Below are 19,701 nucleotides of genomic sequence, written 5' to 3'. Positions count from 1 at the left end.
TTCATTATATGAGTTGTAAAATAAAAATTCAACATTATTTTTTATTATAAAATTTAATTTTACTTTTTCTTTTCATGCAACTATACTATGTAAAAAGAAAACCCAAGCAAGCGAGGTGAGCCACTTTGCGAGTATATGTAGGCGTAGATGGAGGCGGTACCAATACTGACGCAGCAATCATTTCTGAATCTGGTGAAATTCTTGCCCGACTCAGCGGCGGTCCCACGAATCCTCACAGCGTATCAAATGAACAGGCCATTTCCGAACTGCAACGAGTGCTGGAACAGCTATTTAATCTAATAAGTGATTTATCGACAAATTGTGAGGGTATATGCCTTGGTATGTCAGGTGTAGATACGATCCAAGAACGGCAACTTATAGCCGAAGCAGTAAATAACTATATGAAGAGTCGTAATCAACAGGCATCAGAAGGTTGTCCACTCTGGGTTGTATCCGAAGGAGAGATTGCTCTGATGGCCTCTCTCGGACATACGCACGGTGTATTGTGTATCTCTGGAACAGGTTCCATCGTGTACGGATTTACGCGGGAAGGCGCGCGATACCGTGCAGGAGGCTGGGGTCATCTGCTCGGAGATGAGGGGAGTGGCTATCGTATTGGGCAACGTGCACTCCAAGTGGTTATGCAGAGTTATGACGGTGTTCTTCCTCCAACCTGTTTAACCCCGCTTCTTCTAAAGAATCTGAACCTTCGGGATATATCGGAGTTAAAGACGCGAGTGTATCAGACGGATTGGGGCAAAACCGAGACCGCATCCATCGCCCGCTTAGCTATGGAAGCAGCTGAACTCGGAGATGAGGCCGCCCAGGCACTGATCATTGACGAAGCCTCACAATTGGCGGATACCGCCAAGGCGCTGATTGCCCGTCATCCCGAATTTGCAACCACTCCGGTTGTCCTGTCCGGATCACTGTTTCGATACGTTGTACTTTTCCGAAATACATTTATTCACAAACTATCTGAATATTATGAAGAGTTGGACTTTGTATATCGTGAAGATGCCCCCGCTCCAGCGGTTGGTGCAGCACAACTGGCAAGAAAACGCCGTTCCCTGAAAGAATCATTTTAAAAGAGAGAAGGAGGCCATACGGATGAATCACATGCTGAATTCACTACTAACAGAACAACCCAATCCACTAACGGATCATATAGATGAATTGCCTTCGGCAGAAATTATGGAACTCATTAATAAGGAAGATCAACGGATTGCGGAGCTCATTCAGCCCCTAATTCCGGTCATTGCTCAGGCTGCAGATCGGATCTTGGAGGCCTTTCAGTCTGGCGGCAGGCTTTTTTATGTAGGCGCAGGTACCAGTGGACGATTAGGAATACTTGACGCTTCGGAATGCCCGCCTACCTACGGAACCCCGCCATCCATGGTGCAGGGTATTATTGCAGGGGGATTCCGGGCAGTGAAGGACCCGGTTGAAGGTGCTGAAGATAGTGAGGAGTTGGGAGCTGCCGACCTTGATGAACATGGCTTAGACAAAAACGATGTCGTGGTTGGCATTGCAGCCAGTGGACGAACGCCGTATGTGCTGGGTGCGATGAGGCACGCCAAGGAGATCGGGGCTACGGTGATCAGCCTGAGTAATAATGCAGGCACGCCGATGACCCTGTTGGCTGATGTGAGCATTGAGGCTGTTGTCGGCCCAGAGGTTGTCATGGGTTCAACACGTATGAAGGCAGGCAGCGCCCAGAAAATGATTCTGAATATGCTCACCACTACCGCCATGATTCGTCTGGGCAAGGTTTACCGTAATTTCATGGTTGATCTGAACCCTTCGAATGAGAAGCTTGTCCATCGTGCCAAACGCATGATCCATCTGGCAACCGGAGCAAATGAAGCGGATATTGAAGAGGCTTTTACCGGTGCAGACGGTCATGTAAAAACGGCAATCGTCATGCTGATGGCAGGCGTGGACGTAACAGAAGCCCAGCACAGGCTTGATCTGGCTGACGGATTTGTCCGCAGCGCCATTGCGGGGCCTTCCTGAGCCGTACAAGGGGGATTATTAGAGGTTGAAAGAGAGGAGCCCGACATTAGTCCGGGCTCTATTTTTATTTTTTTATACTAAAAGCGGATATAATTCGTAAAAAAATCCCCTCCTGCATAATCAGAAAGGGATTCATATGGTTCTACTTCACTTGTGCTCCAGAATAGCCTGTCGGCTCTTCTCCAAATACTCCACCGACTGGTTGTAATCCCGACTGGCAATCGCCAGATACAAAATGTCGATCACGTTCAGCTGTGCAATCCGTGACGAAGTTGCTCCGCTTCGAATATCACTTTCGGTGGAAGTAATCATCAGGGGTACATCTGCCATACTACTGAGTGTATTGCTGCCCCACTTGGTAATGCTGATTGTCGCTGCGCCGCCATCGTGAGCATGCTTGAGACAGGAGATTACGTTCGACGTCTCCCCTGAATACGAGATACATACCACCGCATCATCCTCACGAAGCGTCGTTGCAGACGAAATCTGCATATGCGGATCGGCGAACGAAAAGCTTGTGCGATTGATTCGCATGAACTTGTAATGTGCATCCAGCGCAATCAGGTTGGAGGCCCCTACTCCATAGAAAAAGATCCGGTTTGCCTGATGAAGCACGTCCACAGCTTTTTCCACCAGACGTGGGTCCAGAATATGAACCGTATCCTTCACCGACTGAATATTGTTTGCGGACACATGCTGAATAATGCTCTCCATGGAGTCCTGGGGACGAATCTCCGTATATTGATATGGCTCACTCGTCTGCAAATCTCCGGCGATCTTCAGCTTCAGCTCCTGAAAACCCGTTACACCCAGTGATTTGCAGAGACGGATAATGGCAGCTGGGCTGCCTCCACTCCGTTCAGACAACTGGGCCACCGAGGATTGAACAGTTTCTTGCGGGTGATCGAGAATATAAGCTCCGATCTTCCGTTCGGACGGGGTCAAGTCATCCATTAATGCGCGTAAACGTACAAGTCCACCTTTCATGCCTTCCATTCGCTCCTCCTTTCCGTACTACATTCATGTACAAGCATTTTATCTTATAATTCCACTCGCGTCTAATCGAATTCCTCGCCCTTCCATAACTGAACTCCAATTAAAGTCATACCTCACTAAAGTGTGAGATTGCCTGAGATTACGGCGTGTTTCGCGCCGGTTACTGCCGGGAGTGTATTGGTTCTTCCCATGAGTGCCTCATGGCCAAGTAGAGCAAATCCAATGGCTTCCCGAGCATCATCGGGTATACCATAATCTGCCGTTCGCTCCAAACGGATATCCTTCGGTAGTCTCTGACGGATCATCTCCATTAACGTGGCATTGGAAGTGCCACCACCGCACGCGACCATGGCCGATATTTGCACCTTGGGCAGGATAAAATCCTTCACTGCACGCACGATGGTTTCCGCGGTCAGACAGGTGGCAGTAGCCAGCGTATCTTCAAGGGATAAGGAACGCTTTGCGGCCATCTCCATCAGTCTCACTGCATACGCGGCTCCATATACTTCTCGCCCGGTACTTTTCGGTGGAAGTCTTTTGAAATACTCATCCTCCAAACACAGGTCTACCAGACCCTGATCGACCTTCCCCTGTGCGGCAATACTTCCATTCGGATCATAATGCTGCCGCCCATCCGTTGCCTGCCGCACAATGGCGTCCATCACCATATTCCCTGGTCCTGTATCAAATGCCGAAATACCTTTGGTAGAAGACTCGGAGGGAAGCACCGTCACATTGCCAATGCCACCGATATTCTGCACCAGCCGTCCTTCCGTCGGGCTGCGGAACATCAGAGCATCCGCATAAGGCGTAAGCGGGGCACCTTCCCCACCAGCGGCCATATCCCTTGCCCGCAGGTTGCCAATCACTGGCAGTCCTGTCCGTTCTCGAACGACAGCACATTCACCGATCTGCAATGTCGATACCACATCAATACTTGCTCCCGTTGGCCCTGGAAATGAACATGCTACAGGAGCATGCCATACCGTCTGTCCATGCATGCTAATCACATCCACCTGCTGTGTTGAAATACCGGCAGACTTCATCAGTTCCGTAACGCTATGCGCATACCACTCCGATACACCAAAATGCGCGGCTGTCAGCTCGTCGACACGCGCCGTCCCCGGTGAACATAACCGGATCAGTACGTCTCTCAATCCATTCGAATACGGCACACAGACAAAATCAACCAGCTCGATCTGCTGTAATGCCCCGCTCATATCGGTTTGAATACGCACCAGTGCCGCGTCAGTTCCATCAAGTGACGTTCCTGACATTAGTCCGATGACCAGATGCTCCTGCTTCAAACGATACTTCTCCCACATCGGATAGCTGCCTGTATCCATCCACTTCCAACCTCCTGCAAGACCCGATGAACACGCCATCCTGCCATAATTTCACCCAGTATATGATATTAAATTTCACAAGTCAAACATTATATGAAATTTAATTACAACATTGAAAATAAAAAGAGAGATATTCACCCCATTTGCGATCACACATCATGTTTTCTTCCATCAATTGATAATTAGATATCAGAAGAGAAACATTTTTACATTTTTACCGTTTATAATATGAAGGGATATTTTGGAATTAAGAAAATGATCTAATACTAGTCGAGGTGCATAATGAAGAAAACCATTTTACTACTGTTTTTGAGTCTATTCTTACTCGTTTTGCTCCCTAATCAGGGAAATGCCGCTGCAAGCACGTCGAAAATCTTTATGGATGGAGAGGAATTAGTCCTCCCAAGTGATGTACAGGTGACGATTATCAATAAAAACGTGATGATCCCGATTCGTGTCGTTGCCGAAAATTTGAAATTCAAAGTCGATTGGAACCAACAAGCACGCACTGTAAAAATTCAGCAAGATCAACAGACGATTTCCCTAACCGTCGATCAAAAGCAAGCCATGGTTGCTGACAAACAAGTCACTTTGAACACAGCACCGCAGATTTTGAATAAAACGCTGGTGGTTCCCATTCGATTTGTCAGTGAACAGATGGGGCTTAAGGTGAGATGGAACAATCAAGACAAGATCGTATACTTAACGAACACTAGTAAGGAACCTGCTATTGAACCAGGAAATAGTCCTGGAAAAGGGGATTCAAGCTCTACCGCTCAGGTTACCGATATCCAATTTGCCAATAATCAGCTCGTGTTATCCACCGATGGGGCCGTTCAGCCGATAGTAACGACCCTCAAGTACCCTGATCGTCTGGTTGTGGACTTGCCCGGAGCCACCTTTGGTGATATCTCCCAGCCGCTGGATCAAGGACTCAATGGCAAGTTGGATGTGAGCGGTTATCCCAATGTGACAGAAGTGAGATATTCACTGTTCAAACGAGAACCGGCACAAGTTCGCATTGTCGTAGAATTGAATAATGTGAAGAATGTCCAGTACAGCCACAATGTGATTGCCGACAAACTGATTATTGATCTGAATGTTGCGGGTGACAATGTCTCACCTGCTCCAGTCACTCCAGTAGGTGACTCAGGACGCAAGGTTGTGGTCATCGATCCAGGACACGGTGGCAGTGATCCAGGGACGATCAGCATCACGAACAAACCCGAAAAGGAATACAATCTGGCATTAGCTCACAAAGTACAAGCCCTGCTGCTCAATGAACCTAATATCGAATTGGTGATGACTCGTGAAGGTGATACCTATCCGACCCGCCCTGAGCGTGTTCAACTCGCCAATCAATTAAATGCGGATGTATTTGTATCTATCCATGGCAATAGCGTGAAGTCCGCCCCCCAAGCCACAGGTACAGAGACATATTATTATCAACGCAGTAATAGCAAGGAATTAGCCACTATCATTCATCAACGTTTGGTGAAAGCCATGGGTCTCAGAGATCGTGGTGTGAAGAATGGCAACTTGGAAGTAATCCGAGACACGACCATGCCTGCAGTGCTTTTGGAAGTAGGATTCTTGAGTAATGTAATCGATGAAGAACTGATGTCGTCCGAAGTTGTTCAGATGAAAGCCGCTCAAGCGATAGCCGATGGAATCAAGGAGTATTTGGGCCTATAAATCATCAAATAAATCAGATAAAGGAAGTGTTTCTTTGAATAAGAAGCTAGGTTGTGCACTTATATTAACATGCTTGATCCTTATCGGAGTTGGATGTGCCCAGAAGCCAGTGAGCCAATCCGGTTCGAATGAACCTGCTGTTCAGGGAGGACAGGTGCAGGCACCAAACCCATCCGAAACGGAGGTGGATCTGGGCAAAATGAATACACAAGTTGTCGATGTATATTTGGCAGATTCTCAGGTCCTTGAGCTGGAGAAAACAGAACAGGAAATTGAATACAAGGATGATTCCGAAAAATATGAAAAAACATTTGCAGCGTTGCAAACGAACACCGATTCAGAGCTTGTTTCCCTCTGGGAGCAGGTGGAATTGCTCTCTATCCAATATGCTGAGGGTACGGTGACTTTGGATGTTCATATCCCCGCTGAAGCGAACCTCGGTACCAGTGGAGAATTGCTCGCATTGGAAGCTTTAACAACAACGATGTTTCAATTTGATGAAGTGAAGAGTCTGGATATACTGGTGGATGGTGAAGCCGTTGATAGTTTGATGGGTCATGCCGAACTGGAGCACCCCATTCATCGCGAACCCTAACTAATCAGACAACAATGGAAAAAGAACGTCCCCAGGGACGCTCTCAGATAAGAACGCAACACTTCGTTTCATGCACAATTCACACATATAGCTCGTCACCAGCAGACAGTGAATGTATCACTGTTCTCGGTGACGGGCTATTTCTGAGCAATACTTCTTTTAATCTGTCCGTCTCTGCCCGGTCAGCATGCACAAGGACCGTATGCCTTGCTGGAACCTGATGCAGCATCCGTTCAACATCCTTCCAGCCCTGATGTACTTTATAACGTATTTTCCGCACATCACACACTCCATACTTGTCAGGAACCCGTAGCAACTTATCAGCAAATGTACCATGAGCAACATGCCCGGTGAGCAGAATCAGATTCTCCTCCTTGTCCGATAATTGACTATAGTACCAACGGGCAAGCGAGGACTGCATCATACCGTCCGGAATAAACCATAGCGAAGCAGCATGATGTTCCAACAGTTGTTCCCGCTCTTGGGTGGTTGTAGGCAGCTCCCATCCTCGTCCGATCAGAAAGCCATCAATTTTGTCTTTCAACGAACTTCCGATGACATGCTCTCCCTTCTCCCTCAACCAATACGGAACATGCATAAGCTGCTTCATCCCTTCCACCAGCCCTTGTTCCACTACGATTGGGATAGCTGGGAATTGTTGCTGTGCCCACAGTATGATCTCCTGTCCACGCCCTACGACAGGCATAGGTAAGAGCACCTTTCCACCTTGAGCAATCGTCTGGCGAATGGCTTGTTCCAGCTGTTCCAGTTTGTCAGCCTGTGCATCTTGGTCCGTACCGTAGGCCGCATCAACGATCGCCAGATCTACCAGCCCGACGGAAGATATTGGCGCAGCGTCTGCTACGTTTGCTCTGCCTGCTCTGACTGCTCCATCTGCTCCGTTGGATGTGAAATTTCTCTGCTTCATGGGTATCTCCGTGGATACGAGTGTTCTTGACGACGCTTCTGATGCAACAGATGTCTGATTTTGTGACGTTATGAATTCTCCAGCCTTTTGCCCACTGTTTATAGCGATTAGTTCCTCCGTACTCCACCGCTCGCTGCTCGGAGCATCGAACACCGGATTCTCACGAAGCATGCTTGTCTGCCAGAACGCCACCGCTGGACAATCCTCCTGTAAAAGCAGCGATTCTGACGTGTAGTCCCCGGAATAAAAAATCCGCTTACCTTCCATTTCAACCCCAAACCACACCGATCCAGCCAGATGTCCACTGCGTCCCCACATCACTTTTACTTCAGGAATGGGTTCGAACCAGGTTTGGGATACAACCTCATCCTCCAGATACCGATAACGAATAGCTTGCTCATCTGCTTCATCATAAGGAAGTTCTTCGCCTACACGCTCTACGAACCTACGCCAGTTGGCAAAATACGTACGCAGCTGCGCCCTCGTCTCTCTTGTTGTCCACACTTCACCCTGGTAGCCCATCTTATACAGCAATGGGATGGCGACCGAATGGTCCTCATGGGCGTGGGACAACAGGACCGCATCCAGTTGCGGGACGATCTTCGGGTCAATCAGCGGATACTCGCCCGTACCTTCTTTTTTCACACCACAATCCAGCAAAAGGCGAACATTGCTGCCGCTCAGGAGATAGGCGGAACGTCCATGTTCCCCTGCCCCGCCCCATACGTTCAGTTTGATCATGATGCATTCCACTTTCTCTTTGAATTCAGCATTTCGATTCCAAGCAGCATGAACACCGTCATACCTACTGTCACGACGGCCATCGCCATGCCGAGGGATACCTGACCTTGTTCAAACTGGGCAAAAATATACGTGGCGGACGTCTGCATCGACGGCGGAAGAATCAATAACGAACCTACCAACTCCCGGGTAGCAATCGTAAAGGTCATCATCCATCCGGCCAGCATGCCGGGTAGGATCAGCGGGATCAGGATACGCCGCAGAATATACAGCGGCTTCCCGCCAAAGACTTGCCCAGCCTGGAACAACGTTCCGTCAATCTGGGTAAAGCTCGATTTTACATACTGTACGGTGTAAGGCAAGAAGAGCACAACGTACGTTAGCACAACCATGCCATAGGTGTTATACAACGTGACTGGCATCCAGGGTGAGTTCCAGAAGAGAATCAGACCCACGACCATCACGATACCCGGCACCGTATTAGGCAACAGACTGAACAAGTCAATCACACGCTGCATGAATGAAGATGATCTGCCGATCGCCAGCGCAAATCCAGTTCCGATAATAACAGCGACCGTTGAAGCCGCGAGGGATAATCCCAGACTGTTCCCGATGGCCTTCATACTCACTGATCCCCAAGATAACAGCTCCTTGTAATGATCCAAGGTGAGATTATCAAAAGCAATTCCTGATCCCCGTAACTTCATGGTCGAAGCGGCGATGATGGAGAAATATGGGATACCTATCGACAGGATCAACAGGATTGCAAGATACGCCCCACACAACCATCCTGCTCCGCCACGAAGAGAATATCGCTTCGAACGTTGCCCTTTGCCACCAACCAGACGATACGTGAACTTCCGGCTCATGGCAGACTGCATATACCACATCACCAGACAGACGGACAGCAGCACCGATGCCAGTGAAGTCGCCTTGCCGAAGTCAATCGGCCAACTGGAGATGTACTTATGAATTTCGGAGGTCATGACATAATAGCCAATCTTGCGCCCAAAGGTCGCTGGTGTTCCGAATTCCGCAATCGTTTTGACAAAGACCAGCATGATCCCCATGCCGTAAGATGACAACAATAAGGGTAAAATAATACGTCTGAAACGGTACCCTGCATGTGCACCGTGCACAGCTCCCGCTTCTTCGAGATTGCCACCGATGCGGATCAATGCATCTCGAAGCAGCAGATACAGGAATGGGAACAAGTGCAAGCTCATGATGAGCACCATGCCCCAGAAGCTGAAGAACAGCTCACTCCAGCCCGCAGATGAGGGCACCCATTGCTGCAGATATCCCCCTTTTTGCATAAACAGAATCCAGCCCATCGAACCGATATACGGCGGGGTCATGAACGGAATCATCAGGATTACATCGACCCAGCGATGCTCGCCCATTCGGGTCTTCGCCATCATCCAAGCCAGCGGTAGCGCCAGCAGCGTAGTTACCGCTACAACGCAGATACCAAGCCAGACGGAATTCAGCAATACACCTGATAGATGATGACCTGTAATCGTGCGAATTGGAGTCATCCAATCCCACTGCCCGTCCGGATACACACTTTGCCAGAAGATCAGCAAGAGCGGTACGCCAATGCTTATGGTCAGCAGAAAGAGGGCCAGAATCACGCCCACTCTCCGAAAAATTCGGTTGTTGTCTATTCCAACAGGTTTCACTACGTTCACCTCACATGACTTTCCACAGACAGCAGGTATTCCTTTTGCCTAATTGTCTCTATCCTTGTTCTTCTTACTTAAAAGTCTCGGAAAAACGTGCTGCTGTCTCTTCGCCATGTTCGCTCATCCAGTTCCAATCCACTTTAAGCTGTGGAATATCCTTCACATTGGTACGGTTAGTCGCTTCAATGTCTTCGCGGCCCGGAATCAGATAAGCATCTGCAACAAGCTTCTGTGCTTCATCGGACAACAGGTAGTCAATGAACGCTTTGGCGTTCTCTACATTTGGGCTGGATTTCAGAATCGCTGCCGGTCTTGGGCTGATTACCGTGCCTTCCTCAGGATATACGATATCCAGTGGTTCGCCTTTTGCCTTGGAGGAATACGCCATGTAGTCCACACCTGCTGCTACGATGCTTTTGGCACCCGTAATGACTGGATCAAGTGCTTCCTGATTGGCGCCTGCCATCGCTACACCATTGGCTTTATAGGCGCTCAACAGATCCCATCCTTTTTCACCATTCGCACTCAGGTAACCTGTGATGAAGTCGAGTGCTGAACCTGATAATGTAGGGTCGGGAATGTTTACTGCATCTTTCCACGCAGGCGTAGCCAGCTCTGCCCAACTTGTTGGTGGTGTAGATACCAGTTTGGTGTTATACACAATGCCCAGTGCGGAAGCACTGCTGCTAAAATAGTTGCCCTCTGCATCCGACCAGTCCTTGTTCAACTTGTCTGCATTGGCTGCTTCAGGGTATGGCATAGTCAGTCCATCGGCTTTCAGAGCCTGTGCTGAAGGTAAAGAGGCCAGGATCACAACGTCTGCAACCGGATTGGATTTCTCAGCTTCCATACGAGCCAGAATTTTTCCTGTCGTTCCCTGAAACATCTCAACTTCGATCCCTGTTTTGTCTGTAAATCCGCTCACGATGTTATCTGCCAGCTTCTGTGGGCCAGCACTGTACAAGACCAACTTGCCACCAGCCGGTTTCGTTGTTTCTGCCGCTGCTGCTGTGTTTCCTTCACCTGCGGGTTGTGCTGCGTTGCCTGTGGTCGAGTTCCCTGTACTACATCCGAACAAACTGATACTCATTACCGCTGTCAATAACAGCATTGCGCTCTTTTTTCGTGTGTTCATACCCAACATATTCGTCCATCTCCCCTGGTTTCTTATAAAATGTGTACTTCTGCTTCCAACTGCGTGCTCGTTCAACAATTTAATATGCCACTGCGATCGCTTCGTTCTGCTTCACACTCGGGTGGTCATAACCGTCCATTCGGCATATCCGCTCAGGGGTTACATAGAGTTGCACTCGCTCCCCTACGCGCGCCCTTTGGTTCATATAGGCTGTCCATATGCCCAGCCCTTCCATCTGCACTCGTACTTCATATCGTTCACCTACATAGCTGACACTAAGTACCGTCCCCGGATAACACAGATCGTCATGACCTGTTTTGTTCCAGGTGACATGCTCTGGACGCACCATCGATTGATTAGGCGTGAGCCAGTTGGACTTTCCGATAAACGAAGCGACATACGGATCACTTGGCGCCGAGTAGATCGTTTCCGGGCTTCCCTTTTGCAATATCCGCCCCTTCTGCATCACCACAATCTCATCCGACATCGACATCGCTTCAATCTGATCATGTGTGACGTACAGCGCAGTCAATCCCATGTCCCGAACCAGTGACATCATCTCAATCCGCATCTCTTCCCGGAGTACAGCATCCAGTGCACTCAGTGGCTCATCGAACAGGATCACACCAGGTCTAACCGCTACGGCTCTGGCAAAAGCAACCCGTTGCTGCTGTCCACCAGACAGCTGATGAGGATATCGGTCTTCCATGCCTTGCAGGCGAACCATGCCAAGCGCTTCGTTCACCTTTTGCCGCAGATCAGATTTCTGTTTTCCGGCCTTCAGGCCAAACGCTACATTTTCGTATACGGTCATATGCGGCCATAATGCAAAATCCTGAAACACCATGCCCAGATTACGCTTGTGTGTTGGTATATCAATCCGCTTCGCCGCAGAGTAGATACACTGACCATCTGCACGAATCTCCCCCGCGTCCGGCTGTTCCAGCCCGGCCAACATGCGGAGCAGTGTTGTTTTGCCACAGCCGGATGGGCCGAGCAGGGTCGTGAACTTTCCATGTTCAAGCGTTAGATCTGTCGGCAGCAGCGCGGGTGTTTGATTAAATGATTTTTGAATTCCTGTCATCTCTAATTTCATAAGCATCCCTGCCTGTCTTCTGTTACTTGATCTCTTGCACTGTTCTCAGTCTAACGTCCGCTTTCGCGAGTTGTATCTCTTGTATGTAAAATTGGAATTAACTTTTTAGATGAATTCTGTTGATGTTCATAGATTAAATCTATAGTAGGTGAACTAAATTAATTTTCATGTTGTCGCTTCGATTACAGCACCATCTTCCGATCGCTGTTATCCCCAGATTTCTTATATTCCCTTTATGAAGGGAGAAATCCGGGGATAAAGGCGAACGCTTCGCTTCTTCAGATTGGTTCTGTACTCTCCGTCTTTATGAAAAACATTAGATCATCTTATATATTGGGGCTAGTAGAAGTGAGAGGAGTGTCGGGACATTGAATCTGATCAAATTGCAAATTGTTGAACTGATCGACAAGCATCATCACATGACAAGCGTGGCCGAGTTACTGGGGATCAAGCAACCCACCGTTACATTTCATATGAAGTCATTGGAGGAAGAGATGGGCGTGCGATTATTCGAATCGCGCAGTGGAAAGACCTTTTTAACCGAAGCCGGACAGGCTTTGCTCCACTATTCTGTCAAAATCAATGCTCTGACCCAAGAGGCAAGGCGGGTAGTGAAGGAATATGACAGTCTCTATCGCGGCACCCTGCACATTGGAGCAAGCTATGTACCGGCTACATATTTGCTGCCCACCATACTCAACACCTTTTCTCAGGAATTCCCGGGCATTCGTATTGTCTTATCCGTCAAACCCTCACCTGTTATTCGCGAGATGCTGATTCGGCATCAGATTGATCTGGGGGTGATCTCTTCCGAGCCATTTGTTGGACCCGCCCTGCAAGCTGAGACGCTGTGTGAAGACGACTTAGTATTGATCTGTTCCCCACAGCATGGGTTGGCCCAGAAGGATGCATTAACACCAGATCATATCGCGCAGATTCCTTTTGCCTTACATGGCAATGAATCCAGTACACGGCGGCTAACCAATCAATGGCTTGCGCAACATGATATTCGTTTGCGGAGTACCGTGGAGATGGATTCCCTGGAAGCGATCAAACAGCTCGTGTTAATCGGGGGGCATGTCTCATTCATGTCTCGGATGGCAGTACAGTGGGAGGAACAGCACGGGCTCATTCAGGTTCTTCCCATTCCCGGAGAACAAGCGCCGCGCCATATTTATACGGTACATAACAAGGACCGCCACCCTTCCGTTCAGGTAAACCGCTTCAAAGAAGTGCTACGAGAGGTGAGTCACGGCTCTCCTATTTTCCATGGCTGATTGCCTTGATCCGCTATAAACTATCGTTTGCCATTCATCAAATCTATACAGGGTTAACGCAATGTGCGCTTCCCTTTAATCGCTTTCATATATTCAGGCGATAAAGTGAGTCTGTACGTTAATCCAGATTAGGAGAGTGATTGGTTTTGAAAAAGTGGAAAAAGGTAACCGCCTCATTGATGCTGAGCATCGTAACATTGGGAAGTGGAATGACATTTCTGGGAGCACCCCAGGCTTCAGCTGCTGCCAATGCCGTTCCTGCTTATGAAGTAAAGTTTCTGGCCAAGCCGGAACTTGTATTGAATACAGATGGGACACCACGCAGTGAAGTGATCCAGACACTCGGCCTGAGTTCCACGCCAAGAAACATTAACGTGGAGTACTTCGACACCAATGCTCTCGGATTGGATCAACAAGGATGGAACGTTCGTTTTCGCAAAAAGGATGACAAGAATAACTACGAATTGACTTATAAAAAACGCTACCCTGTAATCAATGGCGACATCAACGCAGCGCTGACTCTGGCTAACCAAGAGGGATTCGACAAATCAGATGATAACTACGAGGCTGAAATTGATTGGGGATATGGCAAACAAACCCTGAGCTTCTCCAATACCAAAAAAGTCGATACCAAAGCGACAGGAGTCCAACTTCCTTCGCAGCAAGAAGCCTTGAACATGTTACTGGACAAGCTTCCGGGCAAATTGAAAAACTGGTCTGCCTCCAACTGGGGTAAACAACAACTGACTCAATCCCGTGCATATGGTCCAATCACATTCCAACGTTATGAAGGTACATGGAATGGTCAAGAGCTTACGCTCGAAGTATGGCCGATCCGTGACGCAGCAGGTACAGGTATTGAGAATATCGTAGAGGTTTCTTTCAAAACCGATGATACTGTAGCCGTATCCGGGCTGCGTACCCAACTACTGCAGTTGCTGGAGAACAACAACTGGCTGATTCCGGCTGATGGCTTGAAAACACAGACGATTCTGGAAAGATATTAATCGCAAGCTCTAATTAAAAAGACAAGTTCCTCTTCCTGCGGATATCGTAGGAAAGGGCTTGTCTTTTTTTTGCGTAGTGAATTTAATGATCTGTTATTTAAGTAATTCTATGATTAACATCAGTTGAGATTTTCACTAATTATTCGCTCAACGGTTTAGATGATGGGAACTATGTATTGGCTATTTTCCAACTCGGTAACCTATTTCAATTCAAGTTATAGTGGAAAGTTACGCGGTTCAATGATCAGAATTCGCTATTTCATTTTCATATTATCATATGGACTACTTATTTGTATGACAATATGCGATAATTGATAATTATTCTCAAATACATCATATGTAATGTTACTATCGTAAGTTAAGGAGGGATTCTGGTGACTTTGCAAGTCTTTCCACTGATATCTAACGGTGACCATACCCGTGACCTATATGCAAGATTCAAGACATCCGAAGTTCTCGATCAAGCGTCTTTTCTTTCCCCATTCGTATTAACGGACTCACATCTTCTGCTCATCTGTACTGGCGGTGAAGCCGATATCCGTATTGGGCATAGGCAAAATCATGCCACCATCGGTAAGATGTATCTAATCCTGCCAGGAACAGCGATAGAATATACACCGGATGAGTTTCATCCTTTACAAGGCATCGCGATATATTTTGATATGTTGAAGCCTCTCTCGAATATCAATAAAGCTACTTCCGGCTCTACTGTAATGGAGGTATACCAAAAAGGGTTACTTCGTTCATCTTACGCTGATGAATTACCGCATGAACTTTTTCAGGAATGTACCAGAATTGCCTCCCAGCTCCATGAGTGTATCTCTGTACCTCAAGAAAATCGTCCATTTCGCATTCAGACTTTGATGCATGAATTGTTAACCCATGTGTATGCTCCCCCCAAAGAAAGTGCAATAGGAGATTCCGAACACACCTCTGCTTTGGATCAAACGCTTGAACTTATTGAGCTTGGATATGCTGAGCATCTTTCTCGTGAAGTTCTTGCCGGAGTGGCAGGCATGAGTGTGTGGCACTATTCGCGGGTATTCAAAAATAGCACTGGCATCAGTCCCATGGAATACGTGAATAACATCCGCATGGACCGGGCCAAAGAGATGCTGCTCGTCCCCGGCCAAACCATCAAACGTATCGCCTCACAGGTTGGTTTTCAGGACGAGTTTTACTTTAGTCGCAAATTCAAAAAATATGTTGGCGTGTCTCCCTCTACCTATCAACGACAGAAACGCAGTAAAATTGCCGCTCTCTCCTTCGGAACCACTGGCCATCTGCTGGCATTACAGATCATCCCCCATGCGGCATTGATCGATAACCGACGGGATCAACACAGGAATCTTTTTTTCTCCAATATCCCTTATCATCTGGGGCGTAGCAAACGAATGAATCCTCATATCTGGCAAACCAACGTTGAGTTGTTGATGCAAGCGAGCCCGGACCTCATACTCTGTAATGAGTACGAAGCCCATACGTTAAAAAGAACGCTGCAGCGAATTGCTCCTACCATCGTTATCCCATGGAAAGGATTGAGCTGGCGGGAACACTTCGTACAAGTTGCCTCCATTGTGGGACAGCAACAAGATGCTCAGCAGTGGTTGGAGCAGTATGATGACAAGGTAATCCATGCCAAAGAGCAGCTTACTCATTTAATCGGTAAGGATACGATCTCCATCATTCATATCATGATGGGTCACCTGTTAATCTACGGGCGACGCAATGGGGGCGCTGTTCTATATAACGACCTGGGCGTGTCGCCTTCACACGATCTGCTTCCAGGGCAAGTCTATCGTGCATTGGATGAACAGGAGTTGCCTCAGATGGTTGGAGATCGCATGTTACTGATTGTGGATCAGGACTCAGAATCCCAGCAACGTTGGCATAAACTACAACATACTCAACTATGGCAAGATTTGATGCCTGTGCAGAACCAACATGTATATCTGCTAGATGAAATGCCGTGGTTGGATTATTCACCATATGCTCATGATCAGATCATCGATGAAACCCTGAAACTTTTTGGTGGAACTCAGCACATTAATCCATGACCGGATAGCACAGAAGGCTATGTCTCCCCCAACATGAGACCGCTACAATATATAGTGTACTGAGAATCAATATCATTAGAAACACAGGGGGATTATGATGTACAAACAGCATTATGTCAAAATAACGGGGATACTGTTCATACTCGCCATGTTACTTGTTGCGTGTGGGCAGACACCTGCAAGCACTTCGCAGCCATCTGCAGATGGCGTAAAATCAGCTGCGGGTACAGATGGCGACTCATCCACTGAATCAGCTACTAAGACCGTGGAGAGCGCCAGTGGCAGCAAAGAAATCCCGGCACATCCTGAACGGATTGTGTCCATTAATATGGAGGATATTCTCCTCTCCTTGGAGGTACCACTGGTACTTGCTACACCTATTGGCCGGCAAGATTATCTGAATGAGCAACTTGAAGCCCAAGGCGTGGCTGTCGAACCCATTAATGAAAGTGTCAATTTTGAAGCTGTAATTAGCGCCAATCCGGACCTCATTATTGCCAATGCCAGTTTGGATGCCAAAATTCTCGAACAACTCGAGAAGATCGCGCCTACGATCACTTATGATCGCCGTAATTGGCAGGAATCTATCGTGCAGGTAGCTACTGCGCTAGATATTGAAGAGCGGGCTGAACAGCTTTTACAAAAAAATAAAGACCAAGTAACTGAAGCTCAGAAGCTCGCAGCCGATATCACCAAGACCAAACCTACAGCTGCATTCCTGCGCCTGGAAGAGAAGGATATGCGTTTGTTCTTCTCTTCCATTCCATCCACGCCATTTCCAGCTTCCAGTTATGTAGGAGCGGGTTATGAGATTGGATTCACTCCCGACGCTCTCGTTACCAAACTCGAGGCAGAGAATCCGGAACGGATGAATGCCAGTATCTCGGTTGAGCTTTTGCCTGAAATCAAAGCAGACTATCTGTTTATCGTGTCTATTAGCTCAGATGGGTCAGCTGAAGCGTTGCAAAAAACAAAAGATGAACTCAATGAAATCCAGCAACTCCAAGTATGGAAAAGCCTACCCGCTGTTCAAAATGGTCATGTCTATGTCCTCAATGCTAAGAAATGGCTCATTGACGGCCCCATTGCCGAATCGCTCAAACGTAATGAAATGCTCGAAGTTCTTGGACTACCTGCTCCATAATAGTCAATATACCTCTGTTTCATCCACAACAAACAAAAGGAGATTCACCGGATTTTCGGTGGATCTCCTTTATATTTAATATTCCAAATGGTCTCATTCAGTCCTGTTTCATGAAAAATCATTCTACATGCTTAACATTTAAATGCACTTCATGTACACCCTTCTCTTCCTGCAATTAATTAGGGATAGGTAATCATCAAAATCATATATAACTTTCCGGCTTTTAATATATTTTGAAATTTTGGGCTGTTTCAATCCCAAGTGCACTCTGGATAAACGTATTAGCCACTTTCTCTACAGGTACAGGATTAAATCCAATAAAGAAATCCTTATATTTTTCCGCCGACTCTACAAACAGATTAGGACTAACCGAATTCAAACGAATGCCTCTTGGTAACTCAAACGCTGCCGCTTTGGCAAACGAATCAATAGCTCCATTGACCATAGCACTTGATGCACCTTGCTCAATAGGGTGGTCTTGTATAATGCCACTGACCAGCGTGAAACTCCCCTTGTCGTTAATATAGTGCTGTCCAATCAATACGATATTGACCTGTCCAAGCAGTTTACCCTGCACACTAATCATATTGTTCTCAGGTGTCAGTTCTTCGAGTTTCGCATAATGGGTCTGGCCCGCCGCCACAATGACGTAATCAATATTTCTCACCGTTTCGAAGAGGGTTGTAATACTCTCTGTCGACGTCATATCCACCTGAACATCCCCGGATTGTCTACCTGCTGTAATAACCTTAACGGAATAATCTCTCAGTTTCGCAACAACGGCTTTACCTAATGTTCCGTTTCCACCAATGACCAGAGCTCTTTTCATTACTGTTTGTCCTCCTTTATAAATAAATACGGTTAATCAGATACGAATTGTTATATTTATTTAAACAAAGATTCCATCCTTAATCAAATGACGATTGCCCCTATTTTAAATAGATTACACTTATTCTTTTTAACACAAAAAAAGCCTTTGCTATAAGCAAAGGCTCTTCTATATGTTACTCGGAAGCGGGTGATGGGAATCGAACCCACGCTATTAGCTTGGAAGGCTAAAGTTCTACCATTGAACTACACCCGCAAATAAAAAAAATCGGGATGACACGATTTGAACATGCGACCCCCTGGTCCCAAACCAGGTGCTCTACCAAGCTGAGCTACATCCCGATACTTATGAGAATAATGGCGCGCCCTGAGAGATTCGAACTCCCGGCCTTTTGATTCGTAGTCAAACGCTCTATCCAGCTGAGCTAAGGGCGCAAATATTGGAGCGGAAGACGGGAATCGAACCCGCGACCCTCGCCTTGGCAAGGCGATGCTCTACCGCTGAGCCACTTCCGCAAAACATATGGTGCGGTCGAGAGGACTCGAACCTCCACGGGGGTTAGCCCACACGGACCTGAACCGTGCGCGTCTGCCAATTCCGCCACGACCGCAAAATATAATGGTGAGTCATGAAGGGCTCGAACCTTCGACACCCTGATTAAAAGTCAGGTGCTCTACCAACTGAGCTAATGACTCGTAATGAAATGGCTGGGGATATAGGATTTGAACCTATGCATGACGGAGTCAAAGTCCGTTGCCTTACCGCTTGGCTAATCCCCATTAAAAAATCATGGGGCGATCGAGGGGAATTGAACCCCCGAATGCCGGATCCACAAACCGGTGCGTTAACCACTTCGCCACGACCGCCATAGAGTAAGCCATTCATCCACTAAGAGTATCTTAGTATTAACAATTTTACTTGTAATATACATTCTATCACAAATTCAGATGTAAATACTAAAAATGGTGCCGGCGAGAGGACTTGAACCCCCAACCTACTGATTACAAGTCAGTTGCTCTACCAGTTGAGCTACACCGGCACGGTGTATATTTAATTAAAAAATGGCGGAACCGACGGGATTCGAACCCGCGATCTCCTGCGTGACAGGCAGGCATGTTAGGCCAACTACACCACGGTTCCAGATCACTTTCTCA

The 19,701-nt window shown here is 47.4% G+C and carries 15 protein-coding genes and 10 tRNA genes; 8 read left to right on the top strand and 17 right to left on the bottom strand.

Features of this window, described 5'->3' with window-relative positions; translation table 11 throughout:
- Positions 1-125: 125 nt before the first annotated feature.
- Together MHH92_RS01820 and murQ are read left to right on the top strand one after the other, a co-directional pair.
- A complete protein-coding gene (locus MHH92_RS01820) occupies positions 126-1,088 on the top strand; it encodes an N-acetylglucosamine kinase (RefSeq protein ID WP_340901649.1) in 963 nt (320 codons plus the stop codon).
- A 22-nt stretch (positions 1,089-1,110) separates the two neighbouring features.
- Positions 1,111-2,016: an N-acetylmuramic acid 6-phosphate etherase gene (murQ, locus tag MHH92_RS01815; RefSeq protein WP_340901648.1), complete on the top strand. Its 906-nt coding sequence runs from the start codon at positions 1,111-1,113 to the stop codon at positions 2,014-2,016.
- A 147-nt stretch (positions 2,017-2,163) separates the two neighbouring features.
- Here murQ and MHH92_RS01810 read toward each other — a convergent pair whose 3' ends face one another.
- Both MHH92_RS01810 and MHH92_RS01805 read right to left on the bottom strand, forming a co-directional pair.
- A complete protein-coding gene (locus MHH92_RS01810) occupies positions 2,164-3,003 on the bottom strand; it encodes a MurR/RpiR family transcriptional regulator (RefSeq protein WP_036616797.1) in 840 nt (279 codons plus the stop codon).
- Positions 3,004-3,128: 125 nt separating this feature from the next.
- A complete protein-coding gene (locus MHH92_RS01805) occupies positions 3,129-4,358 on the bottom strand; it encodes an anhydro-N-acetylmuramic acid kinase (protein WP_340901647.1) in 1,230 nt (409 codons plus the stop codon).
- A 282-nt stretch (positions 4,359-4,640) separates the two neighbouring features.
- Here MHH92_RS01805 and MHH92_RS01800 point away from each other — a divergent pair, with 282 nt between their 5' ends.
- Both MHH92_RS01800 and MHH92_RS01795 read left to right on the top strand, forming a co-directional pair.
- Entirely contained in the window at positions 4,641-6,053 is a 1,413-nt protein-coding gene (locus tag MHH92_RS01800) for an N-acetylmuramoyl-L-alanine amidase family protein (protein ID WP_340901646.1), read from the top strand.
- Between the two features lie 34 nt (positions 6,054-6,087).
- The gene (locus MHH92_RS01795) at positions 6,088-6,648 is read left to right on the top strand and encodes a GerMN domain-containing protein (RefSeq protein ID WP_340901645.1); all 561 of its coding nucleotides are present in this window, start codon (positions 6,088-6,090) and stop codon (positions 6,646-6,648) included.
- Between the two features lie 79 nt (positions 6,649-6,727).
- On the opposite strand, the gene MHH92_RS01790 is transcribed toward MHH92_RS01795, so the two are convergent.
- The 4 genes from MHH92_RS01790 to MHH92_RS01775 all read right to left on the bottom strand — a co-directional run bounded on the left by MHH92_RS01790 (position 6,728) and on the right by MHH92_RS01775 (position 12,233).
- Positions 6,728-8,317 carry an MBL fold metallo-hydrolase gene (locus MHH92_RS01790; protein ID WP_340901644.1) on the bottom strand — a complete coding sequence of 530 codons (1,590 nt, stop codon included), beginning with the start codon at positions 8,315-8,317 and terminating at the stop codon, positions 6,728-6,730.
- Positions 8,314-9,999, bottom strand: coding sequence for an ABC transporter permease (locus MHH92_RS01785; RefSeq protein ID WP_340901643.1), 1,686 nt, complete (start codon positions 9,997-9,999; stop codon positions 8,314-8,316). Before MHH92_RS01785 ends, MHH92_RS01790 begins: the two co-directional genes overlap by 4 nt.
- A 73-nt stretch (positions 10,000-10,072) precedes the next feature.
- Positions 10,073-11,146, bottom strand: a complete 1,074-nt coding sequence (locus MHH92_RS01780) for an ABC transporter substrate-binding protein (protein ID WP_340901642.1) — start codon at positions 11,144-11,146, stop codon at positions 10,073-10,075.
- A gap of 70 nt (positions 11,147-11,216) precedes the next feature.
- On the bottom strand, positions 11,217-12,233 hold the full coding sequence (locus MHH92_RS01775; protein ID WP_076254002.1) for an ABC transporter ATP-binding protein: 1,017 nt from the start codon (positions 12,231-12,233) through the stop codon (positions 11,217-11,219).
- Between the two features lie 368 nt (positions 12,234-12,601).
- On the opposite strand from MHH92_RS01775, the gene MHH92_RS01770 reads away from it, so the two are divergent.
- The 4 genes from MHH92_RS01770 (at position 12,602) to MHH92_RS01755 (ending at position 17,718) form a co-directional block, all read left to right on the top strand.
- Positions 12,602-13,510 carry a LysR family transcriptional regulator gene (locus MHH92_RS01770; protein WP_253505073.1) on the top strand — a complete coding sequence of 303 codons (909 nt, stop codon included), beginning with the start codon at positions 12,602-12,604 and terminating at the stop codon, positions 13,508-13,510.
- Positions 13,511-13,656: 146 nt separating this feature from the next.
- A complete protein-coding gene (locus MHH92_RS01765) occupies positions 13,657-14,517 on the top strand; it encodes a hypothetical protein (RefSeq protein ID WP_253505069.1) in 861 nt (286 codons plus the stop codon).
- 374 nt (positions 14,518-14,891) lie between these two features.
- Positions 14,892-16,574 carry an AraC family transcriptional regulator gene (locus MHH92_RS01760; RefSeq protein ID WP_340901641.1) on the top strand — a complete coding sequence of 561 codons (1,683 nt, stop codon included), beginning with the start codon at positions 14,892-14,894 and terminating at the stop codon, positions 16,572-16,574.
- Between the two features lie 94 nt (positions 16,575-16,668).
- The gene (locus MHH92_RS01755; RefSeq protein ID WP_340901640.1) at positions 16,669-17,718 is read left to right on the top strand and encodes an ABC transporter substrate-binding protein; all 1,050 of its coding nucleotides are present in this window, start codon (positions 16,669-16,671) and stop codon (positions 17,716-17,718) included.
- Positions 17,719-17,941: 223 nt separating this feature from the next.
- Here MHH92_RS01755 and MHH92_RS01750 read toward each other — a convergent pair whose 3' ends face one another.
- The 11 genes from MHH92_RS01750 to MHH92_RS01700 form a co-directional block, all read right to left on the bottom strand.
- The gene (locus tag MHH92_RS01750) at positions 17,942-18,547 is read right to left on the bottom strand and encodes a short chain dehydrogenase (protein ID WP_076319609.1); all 606 of its coding nucleotides are present in this window, start codon (positions 18,545-18,547) and stop codon (positions 17,942-17,944) included.
- A gap of 184 nt (positions 18,548-18,731) precedes the next feature.
- Positions 18,732-18,802 (bottom strand) — tRNA-Gly (locus MHH92_RS01745).
- Positions 18,803-18,814: 12 nt separating this feature from the next.
- Positions 18,815-18,888 (bottom strand) — tRNA-Pro (locus MHH92_RS01740).
- A 16-nt stretch (positions 18,889-18,904) separates the two neighbouring features.
- Positions 18,905-18,981, bottom strand: a tRNA-Arg gene (locus tag MHH92_RS01735).
- A 6-nt stretch (positions 18,982-18,987) separates the two neighbouring features.
- Positions 18,988-19,062, bottom strand: a tRNA-Gly gene (locus tag MHH92_RS01730).
- A gap of 8 nt (positions 19,063-19,070) precedes the next feature.
- Positions 19,071-19,157 (bottom strand) — tRNA-Leu (locus MHH92_RS01725).
- Positions 19,158-19,166: 9 nt separating this feature from the next.
- Positions 19,167-19,242, bottom strand: a tRNA-Lys gene (locus MHH92_RS01720).
- A 9-nt stretch (positions 19,243-19,251) separates the two neighbouring features.
- A tRNA-Gln gene (locus tag MHH92_RS01715) sits at positions 19,252-19,326 on the bottom strand.
- 11 nt (positions 19,327-19,337) lie between these two features.
- A tRNA-His gene (locus MHH92_RS01710) sits at positions 19,338-19,413 on the bottom strand.
- A 97-nt stretch (positions 19,414-19,510) separates the two neighbouring features.
- Positions 19,511-19,586, bottom strand: a tRNA-Thr gene (locus MHH92_RS01705).
- Between the two features lie 23 nt (positions 19,587-19,609).
- A tRNA-Asp gene (locus MHH92_RS01700) sits at positions 19,610-19,687 on the bottom strand.
- Positions 19,688-19,701 lie beyond the last annotated feature (14 nt).

Origin of the sequence: Paenibacillus sp. FSL M7-1414, assembly GCF_038003195.1 — a bacterium.
Lineage (GTDB): Bacteria > Bacillota > Bacilli > Paenibacillales > Paenibacillaceae > Paenibacillus > Paenibacillus amylolyticus.
This window is presented reverse-complemented; position numbering and strand designations above follow the sequence as displayed.